The following is a 24,575-nucleotide window of genomic DNA, read 5'->3' as shown; positions in this document are numbered from 1 at the left end:
TGACTCTCCTTCAGGACCTACATAACGGCCCTGCCACTAAGTCTGACGCGCGACACAGATCACCCGTCAACATGCCCGCCGCCTTCGCCGGGTTCTCCTTCCACATCTCCACGTTCAACACGGCCTCGCCCACCTGCACCAACCGCTGGCCCGACTCCGCACGCCGCTCATCTGAGACGAGCGGCCGCCCCCACCACGCGGCCATCATCTCGACGACGACGTCCCCGCCGCCTTCGCCGTTATTGCACCTGCGGCCCGAACCCCTGAAACTCCGGCGGAAGCTCCACGCTGAAGTCCGGCTCCGGCACCGGCTGCTCCTGCGGCAACCCCATCCACATCCGAATCATCCGCGCATAGAAATCAATCAACTCCAGCAAACGCTCCTCCGACAGACCCACATCATTCATCAGCGGATCCCGCAGGCCGATGACCGAGCGCTCCAGAGCCTCCGCCATTCGATTGACAGCACCGGCCTCCATCGTCGGCGTCGCTCTGAATCCACTTTTAGCCTCGATAGTGCCGAACTCTCGTTGGAAACCATCATCGGACTCTGGGGAAAGGTATCTTGTCCGCTGCCGGTCGCCGAGGCTATACGGCGGGCCTGGACGCTTCTCCCCCACCACGGGAACGTCCCACACCTCAGCCCAGCCCAACAAACCAAGCCTCAACGAGCACCACCGGAACACCTGTGCACCCTCATACAGATATCGAGTCGACTCCGGATAATCGGCCGCCACCCGCAGAGTCGCCCCCTGCATCACACGAATCAGCGCTTGAGGCTGATCAGAGAGCGCGTACACCACCGCCTGGTGCCACGGCTCCTCCGGATGGCCCAGCAGACGTTTTGCAGGATTCTTGCCCACGAACTTTCTCACCAGTTTCGGCGCCTCCGAAGCGATCGAACCCCCAACCTGCTTCCAAACACCTTCCGCCTTCTTCAGCAGCACCGGGTCCAAAGGCTTACTCTGCTCGGCCATCGACCACTCACCTCACATTCCCGATCGACACCTTGTGAAACTCCAAACCGACAGTCTTTGCATACTCGCCCGTGACACCCAAGATCTTGCTCCGCCACTTCAACTGCGAACCAAAGCTCCGATTCACGTCCTTCCGCAACCAGTTCATATTGGAGATGTCATCTTCGCCACCGAGTTGCAGGTCCACCATGTGATCCAGATCGTACTTCGAGAGCTCGTCCCGGAGAATCACGTCCCGCTGCGACTGGAGTGACTCCTGAATGAACTCCTCCGACTTGCCCTGCAAACGCAGGGTCGACGCGAGCTCGTCCTGCTTGGTCAGGATGTTCTCCCGCACCGCGTCCGGCATCTCCAGACTCATCGCCCTGTCGTAATCACTGATCACGTCCCGACGGGTGATGTCCCGGTCCGCGCCAGCCACAAACGTCTCGCGGCCCCCGTGGTCCACCAGATCCTGCTCCAGATACCGCTCCTTGCGAACCGCATCCTCGATCGAGGCATCATCCCACTTGGCCCGCACCTGCAGCTCGACCTCACGCGTCACCGCTGTCGAGTCCGGATCCACGCGCTCATACACACCCCGACCCAGCCGCGTCGCATACTCATCCACACCCGTCTGCCCCGGACCCCGCGGCGTCTGCAACGAATCCAGATACGCATCACACAGCTCGTCCAACGCCTGAACCGACATCTGCAAGATGCTTATAACGGAGCCACCCACCAGGACGACGACGCCAGCCCCCGCCTGCACTTTTACCGCACCTGCGGACCGAACCCCTGAAACTCCGGCGGAAGCTCCACGCTGAAGTCCGGCTCCGGTGCCGGCTGTTCCTGCGGCAACCCCATCCACATTCGAATCATCCGAGAGTAGAAATCAATCAACTCCAGCAAACGCTCCTCCGACAGGCCCACGTCATTCACATGGGAATCCCGCAACCCAATGACTGCACGCTCAAGCGCTTCGATCAGCCGATTGAGTCCGGAGACCTCACCTTCAGGAGAAGACCGCCAACCACTTTTTGACTGAAGCGTTCCATAATCACGGAAAAAGCGAGAATCAATCTCGGGGTTCAGATACTTCTCGAGATCCTTATCACCGAGCAAGAATGGGTTGCTCGTACTCTTCTGACTGCCGGAAACGGGTACATCCCAGACCTCCCCCCATGCAATCAATCCTACACGAAGGGCACACCAGCGGTAAATCTGAGCCCCCTGAAATAAGTACCTCGTCGAATGAGGATAGGAGGCTGCCACTCGCAACGCTGCACCTTGCATCACGCAGATCAGCGCGTCCCTCTGCCCAGATAGCGCATACACCACCGCCTGGTGCCAGGATTCCAACGGGTGTGACATCAGACGCTTGCCCGCATCCTTGCCAATGAACTTGAGGACTAGGGGAGGCGCGTCGCGGTCGACACCTCTTCTGACTTCACTCCAGGCGGACTTGACCTTTTTCATTAGCGTGGGATCGGGACCGCCATCCTCGCGCGCTATCCTCATTCAGTCACCTCACTCTACCGATGGAGAGAGCGGAGAACTCAACACCCTGAGTTTCGTCAAAGAAATCCGTCACACCCAGGATCTTGCTCCGCCACTTCAACTGCGAACCGAAACTCCGATTCACATCCTTGCGCAACCAGTTCATATTGTCGAGATCGTCCTTGCCACCGAGTTGCAGGTCCACCTTGTGGTCCAGATCGTACTTCGAGAGCTCGTCCCGGAGAATCACGTCCCGCTGCGACTGGAGTGACTCCTGAATGAACTCCTCCGACTTGCCCTGAGCCCGCAGGGTCGACGCGAGCTCGTCCTGCCTGCCAAGGATGTTCTCCCGCACCGCGTCCGGCATGTCCAGACTCATCGCTCTGTCGTAATCACTGATGACTTCGCGGCGCGTGATCTCCCGGTCCGTGCCGGTCACGAACGTCTTGCGGCCCCCGTTGTCCACCAGGTCCTGTTCCAGGTACCGCTCCTTGCGGACCGCATCCTCGATCGAGGCATCATCCCACTTGGCCCGCACCTGCAGCTCGACTTCACGGGTCACCGCCGTGGAATCCGGATCCACACGCTCATACACACCCCGACCCATCCGCGTCGTGTACTCATCCGCACCGGTCACGCCCGTGCCCCGCGGCGTCTGCGACGAATCCAGATACCCATCGATCCGTTCCACCCGCTGCGCCTTCGACGCATCCTCCACAACATCCGGCCACTGCCCCGCCGGCCGGTCCCTCGGCTCCGGAACATCCGGCATCCCGTCCCCCACACCACCGGAACCCGACCCACCCGGACCACCACCGGAGCCGGACCCCACATCCGCGGAGCCACCACCCGAACGCGTCCCCCCGGGCCCAGCGGCCGAATCCACCACACCCGCACCACCACCGGCAGAACCCCCACCACCAGCCATCGCCGGCACCCGCTCAGAAACCACACCGGCCTCCACGCGACTCTGCACCCGTGCCGCCTCCGACTGCGGAGCGTCCACGATCGCCTTCACCGTGAACCCCTCCTCCAGCGACGCCTCCTTCACAGCCCTCGACTGCGGTGCGCCCACGATGCCCTTCACCGTCAACGGCTCCACCGACGCCCGCGCCCGGGTCAGCCCCGCCGCCATCCGATCCGGCACCAGGTCCATCGCCTTCAGCTTCGCCTCATACTTCAACCGGCTCACACTCTGACTCATGTCGTCGATCCGCATCGCCGTCGAGTTCAGGCCCTTCACCGTGCTCAGCGCGAACTTGTCCGCCTTCGCCGCAGGCACCCCGAACTTCGTGGCGAACTTGCCCGCCTTCCCCGCCAGCGAGACCGCCTTGCCCGACTTCGCCGCCGTCGTCACACCCTTGGCCACCGCCCCACCCGGCAGGAACACGGTCGCCAGATCACCGGTCAGCATGCCCGCCGCCTTCGCCGGATTCTCCTTCCACATCTCCACATTCGCAACCGCCTTCGCCGTCGCGACCAACCGATCCCCCGACTCCGCACGCCGCTCATCCGAGACGAACGCACCCACCGGCGTCGCCGTGACCGCCAGATCCGTGGCCAACGTCCCGATCCCCGACCACGTCGCCGAGAACGTCTCCCAATCGAACGGATTCACCAGAGCCACCAGACCCGTCACCGTGCCCTTGAGCGACTCCCACACACCGGAACCGAAATCCACGACCCCGTCCACCACATCCCGGTACCACGGCTTGTCCCACTCCGCCGGCTTCGCCCACGGCGTCTCCCCCGCACCCGAAGCCGAGTTCAACTGCTCCCGGCTCATCCCATACGCCTGCGCACCCTCCGGCACCGAACCGTCCGCCGAAGCCTGGACATACCGCGTGCCCCCGTACAGCGCGTTGATCGCATTCGCGCACGTCATCTCCGCCGACTGGTGGCGGGAGATGATGTCGTTCATCGAGTCGACGATCCCCTGCTGGCGCTTGACCAGGTCCTCGTCCTTGACCCACTCCGCGTTGTCGCCGATCTCGTTGAGCAGGCTCTGGTACTGCCCGTGCAGGGCGTCCTTCTCCGTGGCCAGCCCCCGCTCCGTGGCCGCGAACTCGTCCAGGGCGTCCGCGGCCTTGTTCGTGTCCGTGAACACGTCGTCCGCCCGCGGCTCGTTCGGGTTCAGCACCGCCAGCAGCGTCCCGGCGTCGGGGGACTCGAAGGTCGCCCCGAGCCCCTTCCAGGTGTCCCGGTTGTCCCAGATGATCTGCGCGAACCCCCGCGCGTGCGTGCGCAGCGAGTCCGCCGCCGTCTCCAGGCCCGCGGCGTCCGCCAGCGGCGGGAACGCCCCCCAGTTGATGCCGATGTCCATGATGCTCTGCTCCTGCCCCGTCCGATCCCGTCAGTCCTGCGTGGGCCTCACACGGCCCGCGGCCCCCGGCCGCCACCCCAGGAGGTGGTGGTCGCCGTCGCGCTCTCCGTCGTCTCCAGCGAGGACACCGCCGTGGCGGCCATGTCCTCGTCCCCCTGCACGATGTACGTCAGGGCGTTGTTCGTCTCCTCCACGGCCTTGGACACCAGCGAGACCGCCGACTCCAGGTTCCCCGAGACGCTCTCCTCGAAGAACCCCACCAGCGCCTGGCCCACCAGGGCCGACTGCGAGGCCTGCGCGGCGCTCTCCGCCGCGGTGGTGAGCCCGGAGATCTCTCCCTCGAAGCCGCTGCACTGCAGGGCCACGTCCTTCACCACCTGCGCGCTCGCCGGCACGTCCACCGAATACCGCATGGTCTGCGTCCTCTCCCCGTCTCACGTCCCCGACAACGGCGGGCACCGAGGCCGGGCACGTGCCGCGCCCCCGGTGCCCGCCGCGTCGGGCGATGCCCGCCTGGTCAGCCGATGTTGGTGATGGCCGTGCGCGTCTTGGACTGCGTGGTGAAGGCCGTCTGGTCGTTCTCCGACAGGGTGGTCTTCACGAGGTCGATGATGGAGCGCACCTCGTTGGAGGCGTTCTTCCACCGGGTCTCCACGTGCGCGTACTCGTCCGAGGCGCCGTCCATCTGGAAGTCGGCCATGGCCTGGGCCACGTCCGCGTCGCGCTGGCCCATGAGCGCCTCGAGGCGGCCCACGATGCCGGCGATGTCGCCCTGGACGGACTGGGAGACGTCGGTGTCGAATCCGATGCGATCGGTGGTCATGTCTGTTCTCCTCTGTGCTGTGCGGCCGGTCCCCGCCCGTGCGGGGCCGGCGTCGAGATCTGAAGTGGTCCGGTGATACCTGCGGCCGCGGGTCAGCGGCTGGAGGAGAAGCGGGCCGAGTCGAAGTTGGAGCGGCCTTCCGCGGCGGCGGCGTTGTCCGAGGTCTCCTGGTCGCCGGTCTGCACGGCGGTGTCCATCTCAGACTGGCCCTGGTTGATGGCCGCGAGCGCGCCGTTGAGGTCGTTGGTGACCTCGTCCACCCGGGCCTTGAACTGGTCGAAGCGGGCGCGGCCCGCACCATTGAACTTGCCCTCCAGCGGAGCGGCGGCGTCCACGAGCTGACGCACCAGCGAGGTCAGGTCGTCCGAGGACGCGCCGGTGGACTGCGTGAGGGTGGTGAGCGTGGTGGCTCCCATGTCGTTCCCGTTGTGTCGATTGACTGGTCTGCACACGATGTCCGAGACGGTCCCCCGACGTCGCGCCGAGAGTGACGATAGGCCTGGGCCTCCCTGTGTGCCAACCCCCGCCGACGCCCGGCGTCTCAGACCGACACTTCCGCCGTTCTGGTCGGCGCCCACGCGTCGCACAGCCGTACGACGTCCACCCGGACCGGTACCCTGAGTATCGGCCCGCCGGGGACGGGCCCCGACCGGTGGCGACGCCGCTGGCCCCGGACCATCCGGCCGCTCGTCATCGGCCTGTTCCTCGCCGCCCTGATCGCCGCCGGCTGCGTCGCCACGTCCTTCATCGTGAACCTCGTGGAGCAGCAGAACCAGCGCCGCGAGCAGCTGCGCCAGGGCGCCGTCGCCGTCGTCCTGATCACCGACCGCACAGACTTCCGAGGAGCACCCGCATGGCCCTGGCGCTGACCCGCGTGACCGTCACCGCACAGGACCGCAGCGTGGAGCTGCTCCTGCCGGGCGACCAGCCGCTCGCCGCCCTGATGCCGCGGATCACCGAGCTCACGGGCCTGTCCGGCGCCGTGCCGGACGGCGCGCGCACCGTGCTCAACCGGATCGGCGGCCCCGCCCTCTCCCCGCAGGCCTCCCTGCGGGACCAGCACGTGGCGGACGGCGAATGGCTGCTGCTCACCACCGTCGAGGAGGCGCTGCCAGAGCCGATCGTCTACGACGTCGCCGACGCCGGCGAGGACCTCATGCCCGCCGTGCGCCGCTGGTCCGACCGGCGCGTGCACGTGGTGGCCGCCGTGGTCGTGGGGGCTCTGGCCCTGCTCGGGGCCCTGGCCCTCCTGGCCTCCCACACCCCGGCCGCCGCGCTCCCCGCCGCCGGTGCCCTCGGGCTGCTCGCCTGCGCCGCCGTCGCGTGGCGCCCGTGGGACCGCGGAGACGTGGCCCCCGCCCTGGCACCCGTCCCGCTGCTGGCCTTCGGGCTCGCCCTCCTGACCGCCCCGCCCGCGCCGCTGACGGCCGTCCTTTCCCTGGCCGCGGCCCTCGTGCTCACCCTGGTGGCCGTCACCGTCAGCACGCGGATGCCCCGGGCCGCCGTCGCCGTGCTCCTGACCGCCGCACTGCTCGCCGGCTGCTGGGCCCTGTGCTGGTGGCTCGCCCCCGCACCGCACCTGGCCGCGCTGGTGGCCGGCTCCGTCACCCTCGTGCTGCTGGGCGCCCTGCCACGCTGGGCCGTGGGCCTGTCCGGGCTGGACTCCATGGACCGGAACCTCCAGGGCTCCGGCACCCTGCGCCGCGCGGACGTGCTCCGCGTCCTCACCCTCGCCCACCGCAGCCTCACCGCCTCGCTCCTGTGCCTGGCCCTGTCCCTGGGCGCCGCCGGCGTCGTCGTGCTGCGCTCCGGCGTCGCCGACGGCTGGACACTCGCGACCCTGACCCTGTGGACGGCCGTCGTGGCGCTGCGGGTCCGCCACTTCCCGCTGACGCTCCAGCGGATCCTGCTCGGCCTCGCCGCCCTCCTCCTCTGGGCCGTCACCCTGGTCACGCTGGGGCGACTCGTCGGGCAGAGCTGGATGCTCGCCGCCGCGGCCGGTGTCCTGCTGCTCACCGCCGTGGCCCTGCTGGCCGCCCCTTGGCTGCGCCCCGCCGCCCACGTGGCCGCCCGGCTCCGCATCCTCGGGGACCGCGCGGAGTCCGTGGCCGCCCTCGCCGTGATCCCCGTGGTGGTCGGCGCGTTCGGCCTCTACGGGACCCTGTTGACCACCTTCCAGTCATGACCCGCCCCGAGCCCGCCGACGGTCCCGAGCAGCCAGGAGTCCGCATGAGCAGCACACGCCGCACCGGAGAGCTGACCTCCGCCCTGGACGAGGCGGTCGCCGCCCAGGACGGACCGCCCGCGCTCCGCGGCGAACGCGCGGCCGCCTCCGGTGAGCGGGCGATCCGGGCTGCCGCCCGGGTCCTCGCCGCGGACACGCTGCCGGACCGGTGGGCCTCCGCCGCCATCACGCTCCAGCAGCCGGTGGCCACCGGCCGGCGCATCGCCGTGCTCTCCCCCGCCGGCGGCGTGGGCCGCTCCGCCCTGGTCGCCGCCATGGCCCGGGAGCTGCGGGCCTTCCGCTCGGACGTGGTGGCGCGCCTCGACCTTGCCGACCACGCCTCCGGCCAGGCCGGGACGACGCCGGACCCCGCCCCCACCCCGCGCACCGCGTGGGCCGCCCTGCGGGACCAGCGGCCCGAGACCCGCCTGGACTTCCTGCGGATCCTGGCGGACCCGGACACCGGCCACGTGGACGTGCACACCGCCCCGCCCGAGCCGGCGCTCGACGCCGAGGACGTGGTCCAGCTGCTCGCCGAGGTCTCCCGGCACAGCGCCGTCACCCTGGTCGAGTGCCCGGCCGGACACACCGACCCCCGCACCCGCGCCGCCGTGTCCACGGCCCACGCCCTCGTGGTGGTGGGCCGCCAGGACCGCGCCTCGGTGCGCGCCGTCTTCGAGTACGCCGCGGACCTGCGCGAGGCGTACCCCCGGACGCCCGTCCTCGCCGTGGCCAATGGGCGCGACCGCGTGGGAGCGCCCTGGCACGCGGGCCTCACCCGCAGCGTCGCCGAGCGGGCCCTCGCCTGGACGGCCGTGGGCCACTCGCGCGTCCTGCGTCGGGGACCCCGGCCGGAGGCGGTGCTCGAGGACGAGCGCCGCCTCGAGGTGATGCACACGGCCGCGGTGGCCCTCACCCTGGCCCGCGGGCTGCCCGCCGCGGAGGCCACCGCATGAGCACGCGGATCGTCCACCGTCCGGCGCGCACCGTGGCGCCGGCGCAGCTGCGCTCCGAGCACGTGATCGAGGGCGCCCCCGTCCTGGACCAGTCCGAGGGCAGGGTCAACCTGATCATGCTGGTCCCGCTGCTCGGCGCGGCCGCCTCCATGACGGTCATGATGCTCTTCCGCGGCTCCCCGCTGGCCGCCGTCGGCGCCCTCATGATGATCGTGACCGTCCTGGCCTCCGTGGTGCTGCTCTTCTCCCAGCGCGGCAAGAACCGCCGGGAGCGCCAGCTCAAGCGCGAGGCGTACCTGGACCACCTCGACGACCTGCGGCGGCGGTTCAAGGCCGAGGACTCACGGCTCCGCGCCGAGGCCCGCCGCATCGACCCCGACGTGGACCTGCTCGGCACCCTCGTGGAGAACCCCCACCGCCTCTGGGAGCGCCGCCGCGACGACCCCGACACCCTGCTCCTGCGGCTCGGCATCGGAGATCTGCCCGTCCGGGACATCACCGTGCAGACCGAGACCAGCGCCACCGACCCGCCGGACCACTTCCTCACGCAGGAGGCAGAGGCCGTCCGCGAGCGCTACTCGGTGTGCACCCGGCTGCCCGCCGCCTTCGCCCTCGACTCCCTCGGCGAGGTGTCCGTGCTCGGGCCCGCCGAGGCCCGCGCCGAGCTGGCCCGCGGGATCCTGGCCCGTGCCGCCGTCGCCCACTCCCCCGAGGACCTCTACCTCGCGCTCGTGGTGCCCGAGGGCGACGTCGCCGCCTGGGAGTGGGCCGTGCAGCTGCCGCACCTGGCGGACCAGACCCGGCCCACCGCCGTCGGCCCGCTGCGCCGCGTGTTCCACACCCGCGCCGAGCTCACCGCGGACCTGCGCGCCGAGCTGACCCGCCGCGCCCGGCTCGTGGCCGAGGCCCGCAAGAACGCGACGGGCGCCTCGCAGGACCCACGCATGCTCCTGCCGCGGCTGCTCGTGCTGGACCTGACCGACGCCGGCCCCGTGACGGCCGTCCCCTCCCCCGACGTCACGGCCTCCGTGGCCGACCTCGGGGTCACCGTCCTGCGCTTCCTCACGGACCAGGTGGAGGAGCCGGACCGGATCGCGCTGCGGCTCACCCTCCGCCCCGCCGAGCAGACCGGCGGCTGGCGGCTGGATGCCGAGCCGCAGACCCGCCGCGGCCAGGCCTGGCGCGTGCCCGTGGACGTGGACCCCGTCTCCGCGGCGCAGGCGGCCGCCGTCGCCCGCCGTCTCGCGCCCCTGCGGCTGTCCCCCGACTCCCTGGAGCACGAGGAGTCCGTGTCCACGAACCGCTACACGGACCTGCTGGGCCTGCACGAGCTCAGCCCCGCGGAGATCCGCGAGAACTGGCGGGACCGGGCGGACCAGGAGTTCCTCCGCGTGCCGCTCGGCGTGGACGACGACGGCGCACCGGTCCTCCTGGACCTCAAGGAGTCCGCCCAGCTGGGCATGGGGCCGCACGGGCTCTGCGTGGGCGCCACCGGCTCCGGCAAGTCCGAGCTGCTGCGCACCCTGGTGCTGGCGCTGCTCGTCACGCACCCGCCGGAGCGGCTGAACATGGTGCTGGTGGACTTCAAGGGCGGCGCCACGTTTGCGCCGTTCGAGGGGGTCCCGCACGTCTCCGGCATCATCACGAACCTGTCCGACGAGACGTCCCTGATCACGCGTGTGCACGAGTCCCTGGCCGGGGAGATCCGCCGCCGGCAGGAGGTCCTCCAGCGGGCCGGCAACATCTCCAACGTCACCGACTACGAGCTGCACCGGAGAGAGGCCGCGGCCCGCGGCGAGGACTGGGAGCCGCTGCCGCACCTGCTGGTCATCATCGACGAGTTCGGCGAGCTGCTCACCGCGCAGCCGGACTTCATCGACCTGTTCCTGTCCATCGGCCGCATCGGCCGGTCGATCGGCGTGCACCTGCTGCTCTCCTCCCAGCGCATCGAGGGCGGCAAGCTGCGCGGCCTGGACACCTACCTGTCCTACCGGCTCGGCCTGCGCACGCTCTCCGAGGCCGAGTCCCGGACCGTGCTGGACACCCCGGACGCCTTCCACCTGCCCGCCGTGCCCGGCTACGGCTACCTCAAGGTGGACACGTCCGTGTACGACCGCTTCAAGGCCGGCTACGTCTCCGGCCCGCTGTCCGCGCTGTTCGAGGACGAACTCGCGGCGCCGCTGGCGGAGCAGCGGTTCGACCCCGTGGTGCGGCCGTTCTCCCAGCAGGAGCAGCGGGAGCTCGTGGCGGCCCGCGCGGACGAGCGGCGCCGGCGCTCCGAGTCGGCCCCCGTCCCGGCGGTCCGGACCACCGGCACCACGGTGATGAGCCACCTGGTGGACGTGCTGCGCACCCACGAGCGCGCCACCGAGCCGATCTGGCTGCCCCCGCTGCCGGACGCGCTCCCCCTGGACGCCGTCACCGGTCCCCCGCAGATCACCACGGAGGGCCCCGTCCTCCCCCAAGGTGGCGGCCTGCGCATCCCCCTGGGCATGGTGGACGACCCGTCCCGCCAGTGGCAGGGCCCGTGGTCCCTGGACCTGGCAGCCGGCAGCGGCAACGCCGTCTTCGTGGGCGGACCGCAGACCGGGAAGTCGACCGCCTTGCGCACCCTGGCGCTCTCCGCCGCCCTGACCCACTCGCCCCGCGAGCTCGCCCTGTACGGGATCGACCTGCTCGGCTCCGGCCTCCGGCCCCTGCTGGAGCTGCCGCACGTGGGCGGCGTCGGCATCCGCACCGAGCGCGAGCGGGTGCGACGCACCGTGGAGGAGGTCCACGCGATGCTCGCCGAGCGGGAGGACGTGTTCGAGCGCCACGGCCTGGACTCGCTGCAGGCCATGCGCACGGCCCACGCGGCCGGCGACCTGCCGGAGCTGCCGGTGGCCGACGTCGTGCTGCTCGTGGACGGCTACGGCCAGCTCGCCGACGAGTTCGAGCCCCTGGCCGCCGACGTCCAGGACATCCTGGCGCGCGGCTCCGGCTACGGCGTGCACGTGGTGGCCACCGCCACCCGGTGGAACGAGGTCCGGATCTCGCAGCAGGCGTTCTTCAGCCATCGGATCGAGTTCCGGCTGGGCGAGCCCGCCGAGTCCTCCCACGGCAAGCGCAAGGGCGAGTCCCTGCCCGTCGGACGGCCCGGCCGTGCGCTCACCCCGGACGGCCTCGTGGGCCACCTGGCGTTGCCGCGCGTGGACGGCGCCGTCGACGCCGCGTCCGCCACCGCCGCGCTGACGGAGACCGTCCGCGCCGTGGCGGCCTCCGCCGACGGCTCCATGGTGCCGCCCGTGCGCGTCCTGCCCGGGCTGCTCCACCCCGGGGAGCTGGCGCCGGTGCACGAGCCCGGCCGGTTCGCCCTGGGCCGGACGGAGAAGGACTTCACGACGCGCACGGTGGACCTCTTCGGACGGGATCGGCACCTGCTGGTCCTGGGCGATCAGGCGTCCGGCCGCTCGTCGCTGCTGCGGCACGTCTGCCGGAGCCTGGTGGCGAACTCCACGCCGGAGGACCTGGTGATCGCCCTCTACGATCCGCGCCAGGAGTTCGACGGCGTGGTCCCGGACGACTTCCTGGGCGGCCACGCCCGCTCGAGCCTTCTCGGCCAGCGGCTGTCCGCGTCGATCGCGGAGGAGCTGAAGACCCGTGTTCCTCAGGACGCCACCGCGACGCCCGGTCCTCCCCCGTCACCGCAGATCGTCGTCGTCCTGGACGACTACGACGTGCTCACCGCGGGCGGCGGCAGCCCGTTGGCCCCGCTGACGCCCTACGTGCCCATGGCGAGCGAGATCGGCCTGCATGTGGTGATGGCTCGCCGTGTCACCGGTGCCGCGCGCGGCCTGCACGAGCCGTTCACGGCGGCCGTGCGGGAGTCCGGCGCCGGCGTGCTGCTCATGGACGGCCCCCGCAGCGAGGGCGCGCTGATCGACGGACGCCGGGCCCAGCGCCAGCCGCCGGGCCGGGGGCTGTACACCGCAGGCGGGCGCGGCTGGGAGACCGTCCAGACCCCCTTCTCCCCCCCGCCGTCCGAGACCCCGACTGATCCGAGGAGCTGACCCGTGTCCCACCGCTTCACGATCATCACCCTGCAGCCGCCGGAGCCCGCCGCCTGGGCCTGGGCTGCGGCCGACCTCGACCCGGAGCTGGTCCTCACCGTGGACGACGCCGCCGAGTGCTGGCGCGTCGCCGACCCGACCGGCCGGGAGGAGCTCTTCACCGTGGACGTCCCCCTGCGGGTGCGCGTCTCCGGTGAGGTGCGCCGCGTCTTCGGCCACGAGGCCGGGTTCGACTTCTCCGGTCTCCCGGCCGATCCCGAGACGTACTGGAACGAGGTGCACGTCATCCAGCCGTCGGCCCGCGCGGAGTCCCTCGCCGCCCGCTTCTGCCGGTCGGTGGCGCATCTGGGGCAGGGGACGTGCATCGACCACGACGGCCGCTTCACCCATCTGGGCGAGACCGGCCCCGAGCAGCGCAGGGAGTGGGCATGAACCTCGCCACCACGCACACCGTAGTCGTCGGGCAGCGCCTGGCCGTGTTCTCCGAGGCCCCCGTGGTGCGCCACGGGAACTGGTTCAGCAAGGTGATGCACCAGGCCGCCCGGGACGGCCTGGGCCTGCTGGTGATCACGCCGCCCACGAGCGCGCTCTCCCGCGGCCTTCTCCACGTCCTGGACCGCCTGGGCGGGCTGTGGCTCGTCGAAACCGACGACGGCACCCACTACCTGGGCCGTTCCGGCCACAGCGTCCACCTGGGCGACGACGGGTCCGCGGAGGTCCTCGACGACCCCCACCCCGGCTGGTTGCGCGAGGGCGCGGCGCAGGACCGGGGTGGGCTCCTGGTGCAGGCGGAGTCCCTGTACCCCCGCCGACCGCGGACGCAGGTCGGCGGGCTCACCGAAGCGCTGACGGCGGCGCTCACCGGCGACGTGCCGCTCGGCTGGGGCATGCAGGAGCCCGTCACCGAGCCGTGGGACGCGAAGTCGATCACCCGGCGGTTTTCGCGCGGGGAGCCCCACGACGTCCTGCTGCACGTGGCAGGGCCGCTCACCGGGAACCAGGGCGGCGATCGTCGCCTGGCCGCCATGCTCGAGATCCAGCGGCCCCGGAACGGCGTCGTGGAGCATGTCCGGGCCTGGGTGGAGAGGGACGCGACCCTGGACGGCGAACGGCCGGAGGCCGTGTCCCTGCAGCTGCACCGCCATGGGGTGCGCTGGGCCGCAGGGCAGCAGATCGCAGGAGGGGACCCCACGGTCGTCCACCCCTTCTGGCTGGGCTCCCCCGTGCCGGCCTGGCTCCAGTTCGGCCCCGAGGCCCTGCAGGGGCGGGACGTGACGGCGCTCGCCGCCTTCGCGCAGGAGCAGGGCGCGGAGTCCACCCGTCTGCTCGGCAGCGGTCCCGGCACGGGGCTGGCCGTGTTCTTCCCCCAGACGCCTGAGGGCGCCGAACGCGCCGGCGCCCATCCCCTCGCCGCACAGCAGGGGATCCTGGCCCACGTCCTCGGCGCGCGCACCGACTGAGCCGTCACCCTCGGGACGACGCCGGCCCGTCACCCACGCGTGTGGGTGACGGGCCGGCGTGCCGTCCAGGGATCAGCCCTCAGCAGCAGCGGCTGCCCGGATTCTCCTCCTGGCGGGCGTACTCGGCCCGCCAGAACTCCCGCTCGGTCATCGGCGCGCGCTCCGGGTGGTGCGCCCGGTGGTGGGCCACGTACGCGTCGTACTTCCCCTCGCCGGAGAGCTGGCGGACCCACCAGCGCGCCCGGGCCCACACCCCGGGCCGAGACGGGCCGGCCGGGCCCTCCGCGGTGGAGGGCCCGGCCGGCGTCACGCGCGGATCGGCCACGTCAGTGACTCCGCACCGGCTGCCGGTCCGCCGGCAGGGCGTCCCACTGCCGCTGCAGCTCCTTCTCCTCGGCCGTGGCGAACAGCCCGGCCGGGGCGAAGCGCTGCGAGGGCACGTACGGGTTTTGGTGGTCGATGACCTCGGTGCCGCGGAAGGCGCGCACCGTGGCGAGCATCGACGTCGTGATGACGATCAGCGCCAGCACCAGGAAGACGACGGAGAGCGTGCCCTGGATGGCCGTATTCCGGACCACGGCCTCCATGGCCGGCACGGACTTCGCGGCGCCGAAGCTCGTCTTCCCCGCCGCCAGGGCATCCTGGAACGCGCGATGCTGCGCCCAGTAGCCCACCGCCGGGATGGAGGAGAAGATCTTCTGGAACGACGCCACGGTGGTGACCACGGTGATGAACGCCAACGGCAGGGCGACGATCCACAGGCCGCGGAAGTGCCGCCGCTTGGCCACGATCGCCAGGACCACGGCGAGCGCGATCGAGGCCAGCAGCTGATTGGCGATGCCGAACAGCGGGAACAGCGTGTTGATGCCGCCCAGCGGATCGGTGACGCCCATGATCAGCACGGCGCCCCACGCGGCCACCATGATGGCCGTGCAGACCCACGCGCCCACGCGCCACGAGGTGTCCTTGAAGCGGGGGACCACGTTGCCCAGGGAGTCCTGGAGCATGAAGCGGGCCACGCGCGTGCCGGCGTCGACGGCGGTGAGGATGAACAGCGCCTCGAACATGATCGCGAAGTGGTACCAGAAGCCCATGAGCCCGTCGCCGCCCACGAGCTGGCACATGATGTGCGCCAGGCCGACCGCGAGGGTGGGGGCGCCGCCGGTGCGGGAGACCACGGTCTCCTCGCCCACGAGGTCGGCCAGGTGGGTCAGGTCCCCGGGGGCAAGGTTCACCCCGGCCTGGCCGAGGCCCATGACGAAGTCGACGGCGGTCTCCGGGGTGCCGCCGGTGAGGGCGGCCGGGGAGTTCATGGCGAAGTAGATGCCGCGGTCGAGTGCGACGGCGGCCACGAGCGCCATGATGGCCACGAAGGCCTCCGTGAGCATGCCGCCGTAGCCGATGAAGCGGGTCTGCCGTTCCTTCTCGACCATCTTGGGCGTCGTGCCCGAGGCGATCAGCGCGTGGAAGCCGGAGCGCGCACCGCACGCGATGGTGACGAACAGGAACGGGAACAGCGAACCGGGCCACACCGGGCCGGTCTGGCCCGAGGCGAACTCGGAGAACGCGGGGGCGCCGATGCGCGGCTGCACGACGACGATGGCCAGCGCGAGACCGGCGATCACGCCGATCTTCATGAAGGTGGACAGGTAGTCGCGCGGCGCGAGCAGCAGCCACACGGGCAGCACGGCGGCGACGAATCCGTAGATGATCACGGCCCAGGCGATCGTGGTGCGGTCCAGGGTGAACAGGGCCGCGCCCCACTCGGTCCCGGCGACCCAGCCGCCGCCGATGATGGCCGCCAGGAGCAGGACGAACCCGATCACGGAGATCTCGGTGATGCGGCCCGGGCGGATCCAGCGCAGGTAGGCGCCCATGAAGAGCGCGATCGGGATAGTCATGGCCACGGAGAACACGCCCCACGGGGACTCGCCCAGGGCGTTGACCACCACGAGCGCCAGGATGGCCGTGATGATCACCATGATCAGCAGGGTCGCGATGATCGCGGCGGTGCCCCCGACGCGGCCCAGCTCGTCCCGGGCCATCTGGTCCAGCGAGCGGCCGCCGCGGCGCATCGAGAAGAACAGGACGAGGTAGTCCTGGACCGCGCCGGCCAGGATCACGCCGACGATGATCCAGATATGGTGCCGGGCATATACCCCATCTGCGCGGCGAGCACGGGGCCCACGAGCGGGCCGGCGCCGGCGATGGCCGCGAAGTGGTGGCCGTAGAGCACGCGGCGGTCGGTGGCCACGTAGTCCCGGCCGTCGGCCCGGTACTCGGCCGGGGTGGCGCGGGTGTCGTCCGGGTGGACGATCATGCGCTCGACGTACTTCGAGTAGAAGCGGTAGCCGATCGCGAACGCGGCCACGGCCGCGAACACGAACCAGATCGCGTTGATCGTCTCGCCGCGGTGCAGGGCGAGCATGGTCCAGGCGACGCCGCCGAGCAGCGCGACGGCCACCCAGACGGCGATCTTCACGGGCGTCTAGCGGGGCCGGCCGGCGGCCTCGGTGGGCGGGAGGTCATCCGGCGCCGTGGCCGGGCGTGGGGCGCCCTCGGCGGGCGCGGAGGAGCGGTGCGAGCTCACGGGGGGCTCCGTTCGTGGGATGGGGTCAGACGAGGCGGTGCATCCAGCCGTGGGTGTCCTCAACCGTGCCGGTCTGGATGCCGAGCAGGGTCTCGCGGATCTTCAGGGTCACGTCGGTGCCCCCGGCGGACTCGATGACCTTGTCCCCGTCCAGCAGGCGGCCGATCGGGGTGACCACGGCGGCGGTGCCGCAGGCGAAGACCTCGGTGATCTCGCCTGAGGACACGCCCTGGTCCCACTCGTCCACGGTGATGCGGCGTTCCTGGACCGTCAGGCCCATATCCCGGCCGAGCTGCAGGATGGAGGAGCGGGTGACCCCCTCGAGGATGGTGCCGGTCAGCTCCGGGGTGACCAGGCGGCCGTCCTTGTAGACGAAGAACACGTTCATGCCGCCGAGCTCCTCGACGGAGTTGTCATGGGTGCGGTCCAGGAACAGCACCTGGTCGGCGCCGTGCTCCGCGGCCTCCTGCTGGGCGACCAGCGAGCCGGCGTAGTTGCCGCCGCACTTGGCCGAGCCGGTGCCGCCGGCGGCGGCGCGGGCGTAGGCGCGGGAGACCCAGATCGTCACCGGCTTGAGCTCGCCGCCGAAGTAGTTGCCGGCCGGGGAGGCGATCACCTTGTAGGACACCTCGTTGGCGGAGCGGACGCCCAGGAACGCCTCGGAGGCGTACATGAACGGGCGCAGGTAGAGCGCCTCGCCGTCGCCGCCGGGAACCCAGGCGGCGTCCGTGGAGACGAGCTGGCGGATGGACTCCAGGAACAGCTCCTCCGGCAGCTGGGGCAGGGCCAGGCGGGCGGCCGAGCGGTTCAGGCGAGCGGCGTTGGCCTGCGGGCGGAACGTCCAGATCGAGCCGTCCGCGTGCCTGTAGGCCTTCAAGCCCTCGAAAATCTCCTGGGCGTAGTGCAGCACCGCCGCGGCCGGGGACATCTGGATGGGGCCGTAGGGCTCCACGCGGGCGTCGTGCCAGGACCCGCCCTGGTCGTCGTTCGTCCAGTCGATGGAGACCATGTGGTCCGTGAAGTCCTGTCCGAAGCCGGGGGCGGCGAGGATCTGCTCGCGCTCGGCCTCGGTGCGCGGGGACGGATGCTCGATGCGGCGGAAGGTGGTCTCGGACACGGTGTGCTCACTCCTGACGTGCAGATTCTGCGGCGGCCTGCACGGCGCGCCTTCCCTACCACGGCGGAGGCGGCGGCGGGAGGCGGGCCAGGCCCTGCCCTTGATGATAGGCCCGTCGGTGGCGGTGCTCACATTCCGGACGCGCCGAGAGCGCGGGCGGACGGGCCGAGAGCACGGGCGGACGGGCCGTGTGCTCGTGCTCTGTGCGCCGGTGCGCGTCAGAGGCGGGCGGCGATGTCCCGGCCGACCGCCTCGGTCGAGACCTTCTCCCCCGCGGTGCGCTCGGCGAGGTGGGCCCAGACGGCGCGGTGGATCCGGTCGGCGGCGGCGCCGCGGCCGAGGTGCTCCAGGAGCATGGCGGCGGAGAGGGTCGCGGCGGTCGGGTCCGCGACGCCCTGGCCGGCGATGTCCGGGGCCGAGCCGTGGACCGGCTCGAACATGGACGGCGCTGTGCCGGAGACGTTGATGTTGCCGGAGGCGGCCAGGCCGATGCCCCCGCCGATCGCCGCGGCCAGGTCCGTGAGGATGTCGCCGAACAGGTTGTCCGTGACGATCACGTCGAAGCGGGCCGGGTCGGTGACCATGAGGATGGTGGCGGCGTCCACGTGCAGGTAGTCGTGCATGACCTCCGGGAAGTCGGCGGCGACCTGCTCGACGACGCGCTTCCAGAGGTGGCCGGCGTGGACGAGCACGTTGTGCTTGTGCACGAAGGTGAGCCTCTTCCGGTCCGAGGCCTGGGCGCGGGCGAAGGCGTCCCGGACCACGCGCTCCACGCCGTAGGCGGTGTTCACGGACACCTCGGTGGCGATCTCCTGGTCCGTGCCGCCGCGCAGTTGCCCGCCGTTGCCGGCGTAGGGGCCCTCGGTGCCCTCGCGGACCACGGTGAAGTCCACGTCGCCGGGGTCGGAGAGCGGGCTGACGGCGCCCGGGTAGAGCTTGGTGGGGCGCAGGTTCACGGCGTGGTCGAGCTCGAAGCGGAGCGTGAGCAGCACCTGGCGCTCGAGCAGGCCGGAGGGGACCTCGGTGTCGCCCGGGGCGACGCCCACGGCGCCGAAGAGGATCGCGTCGTGCTGCCGCAGGGCGTCCAGGGTCTCCGGGTCCAGGGCCTCCCCGGTGGCCTTCCAGTGCTCGGCACCGAGCGGGTACTCGGTGACCTTGGCCTCCGCCTCGCCCTCGGCGGCCAGCGCCGCCTGGAGGACGACGAGCGCCTGGGCGGTCACCTCGGGGCCGATGCCGTCACCGCCGATGACGGCGAGGTCGATGGAGCCCTCGGCGGGCACGTGCGGGGCGGAGGGAGTCTGGCTCATGGGCGCCACCCTAGGAGAGCCCCGGCCGGGATTCCATGATCCGAGCAGGGGCTCTCACATGTCGGACTCAGGCCTCGGCAGGCTCCTCATGTCGGGGGAAGACGCCGGTCGGCTTCGGCAGGGCGGTGCCGGGCGCGAGGTCCTCGGCGAAGGCGGCGAAGGAGCGCGGGCCCTCGTTGGAGGCGTTGGTCTTCCCGGCGTCACCGCTCGGCTCGACGCCGAGCAGGTCCAGCAGGCGGGTGGCCGAGTCCGGCATCACCGGCTGGACCAGCAGGGCGACGCGGCGCACGGCCTGCAGGGTGACGTAGAGGACGGTGCGCATGCGCTCCTCGTCGGTCTTGCGCAGCACCCACGGGGCCTGGTCCGCGAAGTACGCGTTGACCTCGCCGAGCACGCGCCAGGTCTCCTCGAGCGAACCATGGAAGTCCTGCACGGCGTAGGCGGCCCGGGCATGCTCGAGCAGGCCGTCCACCTGGGCGAGGATCGCGCGATCGGCGTCGGTGGGCTCGCCCGGAACGGGCACGGCGGCCTCACAGTTCTTGAACGCCATGGACAGCGAGCGCTGGGCGAGGTTTCCCAGGTTGTTGGCCAGGTCGGCGTTCTTGCGGCCCACCACGGCATCGTGGTTGTAGGAGCCGTCCGCGCCGAAGGAGAACTCGCGCAGCAGGAAGAAGCGCACGGCGTCCAGGCCGTAGCGGGCCGCCCACTCGGCCGGGGCGACGACGTTGCCCAGGGACTTGGACATCTTCTCGCCGTTGTTGTTGAGGAAGCCGTGGATCATCACGCGCCTGGGCAGCTCGATCCCGGCGGACATGAGGAACGCCGGCCAGAAGATGCAGTGGAAGCGGGAGATGTCCTTGCCGATCACGTGCACGTCGGCCGGCCAGAACCTGGCGAAGGACTCGGAGGACTCGTCCGGGAAGCCGACGCCGGTCAGATAGTTCGTCAGCGCGTCCACCCAGACGTACATGACGTGGTGGGCCGAGGGCGCCCCGCCTCCGGCCGGGGCGGGGACGGTGATGCCCCAGTCGAAGCTGGTCCGGGAGATGGAGAGGTCGTTCAGGCCCTGCTCCACGAAGCGGATGACCTCGTTGAAGCGGTAGCGGGGACCGGCGAAGTCCGGGTTCGCCTCATAGAAGGCGAGCAGCCTGTCCGTGTAGGCGGAGAGGCGGAAGAAGTAGGACTCCTCCTCGGTCCAGGTGACCTCGGTGCCGGTCTCCACGGCGTACCGCTGTCCGTCCTCGCGGACCTCGGTCTCGTCTTCGGTGAAGAAGCGCTCGTCGCGTACGGAGTACCAGCCGGCGTAGCGGTCCAGGTAGATGTCTCCGTTGGCCTCCATGCGGCGCCACAGCTCCTGGGACGCACGGTGGTGGTCCTCGTCGGTGGTCCGGATGAAGCGGTCGTAGGACACGTTCAGCACGTCGTCGTCCATCGCCTTGAAGGCGGCGGAGTTGCGGGTGGCCAGCTCCATGGGGGTCAGGCCCAGCTTCTCTGCGGCCTGGGCCATCTTCTGGCCGTGCTCGTCCGTGCCGGTGAGGAAGAAGACCTCGCGGCCGTCGAGGCGCATGAAGCGGGCGAGGGCGTCGGCGCCCACCATCTCGTAGGCGTGGCCGATGTGCGGCTCGCCGTTCGGGTAGTGGATGGCCGAAGTGACGTAGAAGGGATCGCGCTGGGTGCTCACCCGCACGATTCTAACGACGACGGCCCCGTCACCCTGATCGGGTGACGGGGCCGCTTCCGTCCCGGGGCCGTGGCCGTGGCGGCTGCGGTGTGCCGCGGCGGGTCTGCCCGCTGACCGGCTCAGCGCTCGGCGAGGTCCACCTCGGCGGCGCGTTCTGCCTCGATGGCCTGCTCGAGCTTGTCCAGGGTGCCCGGCTGCAGCGCCGAGTCGATCTGGAGCACGGCCAGGGCGGTGCCACCCTCGGCCTCGCGGGAGACGTCCATGCCGGCGATGTTCACGCCCTGCTCTCCCAGCGCCTGGCCGAGGATGCCGATGACGCCCGGCCGGTCCGTGTAGCGGAAGGCGAGAAGGTGGTCGGACAGCGGCACCTCGATCTCCGCGCGGTCCACGCCCACCAGCTTCTGCCGCTGGCGCGGGCCCACGAGGGTGCCGGAGACGGAGACCTGGTCTCCCTGTGCGGTGGCGCCGCGGACGGTGACCACGTTGCGGTAGGAGCTGGACTCGGCGGTGGTGGTCAGGCGGGTCTCCACACCACGCTGCTCGGCGAGCACCGGCGCGTTGACGTAGGAGACCTGGTCCGAGACGACGTCCGTGAAGACGCCCTTGAGGGCGGCCAGCTGCAGGGAGGAGACGTCCTGCGCGGCGATCTCTCCGGCGACCTCCACCTCCACGGCGGTGAGCGAGCGCTCGCCCAGCAGAGCCGTGAGCACGCGCCCGAGGTTCTCGGCCAGCGGCAGGCCCGGTCGCACGTCCTCGTGGATGACGCCGCCGGCGACGTTCACGGCGTCCGGCACCAGCTCTCCGGCCAGGGCCAGGCGCACGGAGCGGGCGACGGCGACGCCGGCCTTCTCCTGCGCCTCTGCGGTGGAGGCGCCCAGGTGCGGCGTGACGGTGGAGCGGTCGTGGGCGAAGAACGGCAGGTCCGTGGCAGGCTCGGAGGCGAACACATCGATGCCGGCGCCGGCGATCTTCCCGGCGGCCAGGGCGCGGTCGAGGGCCTCCTCGTCCACCAGTCCGCCGCGGGCGACGTTCACCACGAACGCGGAGTCCTTCATGCGCTCGAACTGGTCGTCCGAGAGCATGCCGACGGTCTCCGGGGTCTTGGGCATGTGGATGGTGACGAAGTCCGCGCGCTCGAGGAGCTCGTCGAGCTCGACCAGCTCGGCGCCGAGCTGCTGCGCCCGGGCCGCGGTGATGTAGGGGTCGTAGGCGAGGATGTCCATGCCGAAGGCCTTCATGCGCTCGGCCACGAGGGCGCCGATGCGGCCCAGGCCGATGATGCCGAGGGACTTGCCGAACAGCTCGACTCCGGAGTACTTGGAGCGCTTCCACTCCCCCTGCTTGAGGGCGGCGTTGGCCGGCGCGATGTTGCGGGCCGAGGCCAGGATGTGGCCGCAGGTCAGCTCGGCGGCGGAGAGGATGTTGGAGGTCGGGGCGTTGACCACCATGACGCCGGCGGCGGTGGCGGCGGGCACGTCCACGTTGTCCAAGCCGACGCCGGCGCGGGCGATGACCTTGAGGTTCGTGGCGGCGGCCATGGCCTCGGCGTCCATCTGGGTGGCCGAGCGGATGAGGACGGCGTCGGCACCGGGCAGGTCCGCCAGCAGGCGGGCACGGTCGGCACCGTCGGTGTGACGGATCTCGAAGTCGGGGCCGAGGGCCTCGACCGTGGCCGGGGACAGCTCCTCGGCGATCAGGACGACGGGCTGGGCAGCGCTCACGGTTCTTCCTTCACGGGGTGCGGATCGGATGCGGCGGGTCGTGGCCGAGCCTAGCCGCATTTCTATGCAAGGAATGGAATATGACGACGGCGCCGGCACCTCACGAGGTGACGGCGCCGTCGTCGGGGATCAGCCGGGGCGATCAGAGGGCGGGCGCACCGTCCGGGTCAGCGGGCGGCGGTGCCCTCGGTGTAGTCGTCGTCGGTGTCCTTGAGCCAGGCGAACATCTGGCGCAGCTCGCGGCCGGTCTCCTCGATCGGGTGCTGCTCGGCCTTGGCACGCAGCTGCCTGAACTCGGGGGCGCCGGCCTTCTGGTCGTCCATGAAACGCTGGGCGAAGGCGCCGGACTGGATGTCCGCGAGGACGGCCTTCATGTTCTCCTTGACGCGCTCGTCGATGACGCGCGGGCCGGAGACGTAGTCGCCGAACTCGGCGGTGTCGGAGATGGACCAGCGCTGCTTGGCCAGGCCGCCTTCGACCATGAGGTCCACGATCAGCTTGAGCTCGTGCAGCACCTCGAAGTAGGCGATCTCCGGCTGGTAGCCGGCCTCGGTGAGGGTCTCGAAGCCGTACTGGATCAGCTGGGAGGCGCCGCCGCAGAGCACGGCCTGCTCGCCGAACAGGTCGGACTCGGTCTCCTCGGTGAAGGTGGTCTCGATGACGCCGGCGCGGGTGCCGCCGATGCCCTTCGCGTAGGACAGGGCGAGGGCGTGGGCCTCGCCGGAGGCGTCCTGCTCCACGGCGATCAGGGCGGGGACGCCGCGGCCGGCCTCGAACTCGCGGCGCACCACGTGGCCCGGGCCCTTCGGGGCCACGAGGGCGACGTCCACGCCGGCCGGGGCCTGGATGTAGCCGAAGCGCACGTTGAAGCCGTGGGCGAAGAAGAGGGCGTCGCCGTCCTGGAGGTTCGGCGCGATGTGCTCGTTGTAGACGTCCGCCTGGACCTGGTCCGGGGTGAGGATCATGATCAGGTCGGCCTCGGCGGCGGCGGTGGCCACGTCGACCACGCGGAGGCCCTCGGCCTCGGCCTTGGCCCGGGACGTGGATCCCTCGGCCAGGCCGACGCGGACGTCCACGCCGGAGTCACGCAGGGACAGGGAGTGGGCGTGGCCCTGGGAGCCGTAGCCGATCACGGCCACGGTGCGGCCCTGGATGATCGAGAGGTCGGCGTCGGCGTCGTAGAACTTCTTCGCAGACATGGCGGTTCTCCTTCGGTTCGCAGGTCCCGACCGGTGCGGCGGCCGGGGCTCTGACGGATGGCGGGTTCGGTGTGCCGGTCCGCTCGGAGGCGGGCCGACGGGGCGGTGGGGTCCGGGGCCGGGCGGCGCCGGGGACGTCAGCGGGCCAGGGCCCGCTCGGTCATGGACCGGCCTCCTCGGGCGACGCCGAGGGTGCCGGAGCGGACGAGCTCGCGGACCCCGAACGGGGCGAGCAGCTCGAGCAGGGCGTTGAGCTTGTCCCTGGAGCCGGTGGCCTCGAGGGTCAGCGACTCCGGGGCGACGTCCACGACCTGCGCGCGGAACAGCTCCGCGGCCTGGACGACCTGGCCGCGGGTCGTGGCGTCGGCGCGGACCTTGACGAGCAGGTGGTCGCGCTGCACCGATGCCTCCGGGGCGAGCTCGATGACCTTGATGACGTTGATCAGCTTGTTGAGCTGCTTGGTCACCTGCTCGAGCAGGCGCGGGTCCGTGTCCACCACCACCGTGATGCGGGACAGGCCCTCGACCTCGGTGACGCCCACGGCGAGCGAGTGGATGTTGAACGCGCGCCGGGCGAACAGTCCTGCCACCCGGGTCAGCACGCCCGGCACGTCCTGGACCAGGACGGACAGGGTGTGGCGCTGGGTGGGCTCCGTCTCGTTGACCATG

At 71.1% G+C, this 24,575-nt stretch carries 19 protein-coding genes and 1 pseudogene; 5 read left to right on the top strand and 15 right to left on the bottom strand.

What is annotated here, in order from left to right:
- Positions 1–239 precede the first annotated feature (239 nt).
- From FM125_RS11695 to FM125_RS02475, 7 genes are all read right to left on the bottom strand, one after another.
- Positions 240–977: a hypothetical protein gene (locus FM125_RS11695; RefSeq protein ID WP_143745198.1), complete on the bottom strand. Its 738-nt coding sequence runs from the start codon at positions 975–977 to the stop codon at positions 240–242.
- A 7-nt stretch (positions 978–984) separates the two neighbouring features.
- Positions 985–1,668 (bottom strand): hypothetical protein, encoded by a 684-nt coding sequence (locus tag FM125_RS02495; RefSeq protein ID WP_143745196.1) that lies wholly within the window; start codon positions 1,666–1,668, stop codon positions 985–987.
- Between the two features lie 62 nt (positions 1,669–1,730).
- Positions 1,731–2,477 (bottom strand): hypothetical protein, encoded by a 747-nt coding sequence (locus FM125_RS11690; RefSeq protein WP_143745194.1) that lies wholly within the window; start codon positions 2,475–2,477, stop codon positions 1,731–1,733.
- Positions 2,478–2,481: 4 nt separating this feature from the next.
- Entirely contained in the window at positions 2,482–4,779 is a 2,298-nt protein-coding gene (locus FM125_RS12385) for an HNH endonuclease signature motif containing protein (protein WP_087133545.1), read from the bottom strand.
- A gap of 47 nt (positions 4,780–4,826) precedes the next feature.
- Entirely contained in the window at positions 4,827–5,192 is a 366-nt protein-coding gene (locus FM125_RS02485; RefSeq protein WP_087133544.1) for a DUF6507 family protein, read from the bottom strand.
- A gap of 104 nt (positions 5,193–5,296) precedes the next feature.
- Positions 5,297–5,602 (bottom strand): pore-forming ESAT-6 family protein, encoded by a 306-nt coding sequence (locus FM125_RS02480; protein WP_087133543.1) that lies wholly within the window; start codon positions 5,600–5,602, stop codon positions 5,297–5,299.
- A 92-nt stretch (positions 5,603–5,694) separates the two neighbouring features.
- Positions 5,695–6,018: a hypothetical protein gene (locus tag FM125_RS02475; protein ID WP_087133542.1), complete on the bottom strand. Its 324-nt coding sequence runs from the start codon at positions 6,016–6,018 to the stop codon at positions 5,695–5,697.
- Between the two features lie 437 nt (positions 6,019–6,455).
- Here FM125_RS02475 and eccD point away from each other — a divergent pair, with 437 nt between their 5' ends.
- From eccD to FM125_RS02445, 5 genes are read left to right on the top strand one after another with little or no spacing between them, the layout of a single operon-like run.
- Positions 6,456–7,787: a type VII secretion integral membrane protein EccD gene (gene eccD, locus FM125_RS02465; RefSeq protein ID WP_087133540.1), complete on the top strand. Its 1,332-nt coding sequence runs from the start codon at positions 6,456–6,458 to the stop codon at positions 7,785–7,787.
- A gap of 44 nt (positions 7,788–7,831) precedes the next feature.
- Positions 7,832–8,782: a P-loop NTPase family protein gene (locus FM125_RS02460; protein ID WP_087133539.1), complete on the top strand. Its 951-nt coding sequence runs from the start codon at positions 7,832–7,834 to the stop codon at positions 8,780–8,782.
- Complete coding sequence (eccCa, locus tag FM125_RS02455) at positions 8,779–12,831, top strand: type VII secretion protein EccCa (protein WP_087133538.1); 4,053 nt, start codon at positions 8,779–8,781, stop codon at positions 12,829–12,831. Before FM125_RS02460 ends, eccCa begins: the two co-directional genes overlap by 4 nt.
- Before the next feature lie 3 nt (positions 12,832–12,834).
- Positions 12,835–13,263 (top strand): hypothetical protein, encoded by a 429-nt coding sequence (locus FM125_RS02450; RefSeq protein WP_087133537.1) that lies wholly within the window; start codon positions 12,835–12,837, stop codon positions 13,261–13,263.
- A complete protein-coding gene (locus FM125_RS02445) occupies positions 13,260–14,291 on the top strand; it encodes a DUF6177 family protein (RefSeq protein ID WP_087133536.1) in 1,032 nt (343 codons plus the stop codon). Before FM125_RS02450 ends, FM125_RS02445 begins: the two co-directional genes overlap by 4 nt.
- A gap of 79 nt (positions 14,292–14,370) precedes the next feature.
- On the opposite strand, the gene FM125_RS02440 is transcribed toward FM125_RS02445, so the two are convergent.
- The 8 genes and pseudogenes from FM125_RS02440 to ilvN all read right to left on the bottom strand — a co-directional run bounded on the left by FM125_RS02440 (position 14,371) and on the right by ilvN (position 24,574).
- The gene (locus tag FM125_RS02440) at positions 14,371–14,616 is read right to left on the bottom strand and encodes a YbdD/YjiX family protein (protein WP_087133535.1); all 246 of its coding nucleotides are present in this window, start codon (positions 14,614–14,616) and stop codon (positions 14,371–14,373) included.
- A 1-nt stretch (position 14,617) separates the two neighbouring features.
- Positions 14,618–16,779, bottom strand: a pseudogene (locus FM125_RS02435) (carbon starvation CstA family protein); the annotation flags it as partial.
- Positions 16,780–16,906: 127 nt separating this feature from the next.
- The gene (locus FM125_RS02430) at positions 16,907–17,998 is read right to left on the bottom strand and encodes a branched-chain amino acid aminotransferase (RefSeq protein WP_087133534.1); all 1,092 of its coding nucleotides are present in this window, start codon (positions 17,996–17,998) and stop codon (positions 16,907–16,909) included.
- Between the two features lie 218 nt (positions 17,999–18,216).
- Positions 18,217–19,305 carry a 3-isopropylmalate dehydrogenase gene (locus tag FM125_RS02425; RefSeq protein WP_087133533.1) on the bottom strand — a complete coding sequence of 363 codons (1,089 nt, stop codon included), beginning with the start codon at positions 19,303–19,305 and terminating at the stop codon, positions 18,217–18,219.
- A gap of 67 nt (positions 19,306–19,372) precedes the next feature.
- Positions 19,373–20,992, bottom strand: a complete 1,620-nt coding sequence (metG, locus tag FM125_RS02420) for a methionine--tRNA ligase (RefSeq protein ID WP_425435773.1) — start codon at positions 20,990–20,992, stop codon at positions 19,373–19,375.
- Between the two features lie 113 nt (positions 20,993–21,105).
- Positions 21,106–22,707 carry a phosphoglycerate dehydrogenase gene (serA, locus tag FM125_RS02415; RefSeq protein ID WP_180525303.1) on the bottom strand — a complete coding sequence of 534 codons (1,602 nt, stop codon included), beginning with the start codon at positions 22,705–22,707 and terminating at the stop codon, positions 21,106–21,108.
- A 167-nt stretch (positions 22,708–22,874) separates the two neighbouring features.
- Complete coding sequence (ilvC, locus tag FM125_RS02410) at positions 22,875–23,906, bottom strand: ketol-acid reductoisomerase (RefSeq protein WP_067188789.1); 1,032 nt, start codon at positions 23,904–23,906, stop codon at positions 22,875–22,877.
- Positions 23,907–24,043: 137 nt separating this feature from the next.
- Positions 24,044–24,574, bottom strand: coding sequence for an acetolactate synthase small subunit (ilvN, locus tag FM125_RS02405; protein ID WP_067188791.1), 531 nt, complete (start codon positions 24,572–24,574; stop codon positions 24,044–24,046).
- Position 24,575 lies beyond the last annotated feature (1 nt).

The organism is Micrococcus lylae (assembly GCF_900163825.1).
Lineage (GTDB): Bacteria > Actinomycetota > Actinomycetes > Actinomycetales > Micrococcaceae > Micrococcus > Micrococcus lylae.
The sequence above is the reverse complement of the archived record's forward strand: the minus strand, read 5'-3'. Positions and strand labels throughout refer to the sequence as shown.

Bases quoted from the DNA above. Each gene is read 5' to 3' on its own strand.
- ilvC (WP_067188789.1), bottom strand. From the start codon at position 23,906: ATGTCTGCGAAGAAGTTCTACGACGCCGACGCCGACCTCTCGATCATC.
- FM125_RS02425 (WP_087133533.1), bottom strand. From the start codon at position 19,305: ATGAGCCAGACTCCCTCCGCCCCGCACGTGCCCGCCGAGGGCTCCATC.
- FM125_RS02485 (WP_087133544.1), bottom strand. From the start codon at position 5,192: ATGCGGTATTCGGTGGACGTGCCGGCGAGCGCGCAGGTGGTGAAGGAC.
- eccCa (WP_087133538.1), top strand. From the start codon at position 8,779: ATGAGCACGCGGATCGTCCACCGTCCGGCGCGCACCGTGGCGCCGGCG.
- FM125_RS02445 (WP_087133536.1), top strand. From the start codon at position 13,260: ATGAACCTCGCCACCACGCACACCGTAGTCGTCGGGCAGCGCCTGGCC.
- ilvN (WP_067188791.1), bottom strand. From the start codon at position 24,574: ATGGTCAACGAGACGGAGCCCACCCAGCGCCACACCCTGTCCGTCCTG.
- FM125_RS02460 (WP_087133539.1), top strand. From the start codon at position 7,832: ATGAGCAGCACACGCCGCACCGGAGAGCTGACCTCCGCCCTGGACGAG.
- FM125_RS11690 (WP_143745194.1), bottom strand. From the start codon at position 2,477: ATGAGGATAGCGCGCGAGGATGGCGGTCCCGATCCCACGCTAATGAAA.
- FM125_RS02495 (WP_143745196.1), bottom strand. From the start codon at position 1,668: ATGTCGGTTCAGGCGTTGGACGAGCTGTGTGATGCGTATCTGGATTCG.
- FM125_RS12385 (WP_087133545.1), bottom strand. From the start codon at position 4,779: ATGGACATCGGCATCAACTGGGGGGCGTTCCCGCCGCTGGCGGACGCC.
- FM125_RS02475 (WP_087133542.1), bottom strand. From the start codon at position 6,018: ATGGGAGCCACCACGCTCACCACCCTCACGCAGTCCACCGGCGCGTCC.
- eccD (WP_087133540.1), top strand. From the start codon at position 6,456: ATGGCCCTGGCGCTGACCCGCGTGACCGTCACCGCACAGGACCGCAGC.
- FM125_RS11695 (WP_143745198.1), bottom strand. From the start codon at position 977: ATGGCCGAGCAGAGTAAGCCTTTGGACCCGGTGCTGCTGAAGAAGGCG.
- FM125_RS02480 (WP_087133543.1), bottom strand. From the start codon at position 5,602: ATGACCACCGATCGCATCGGATTCGACACCGACGTCTCCCAGTCCGTC.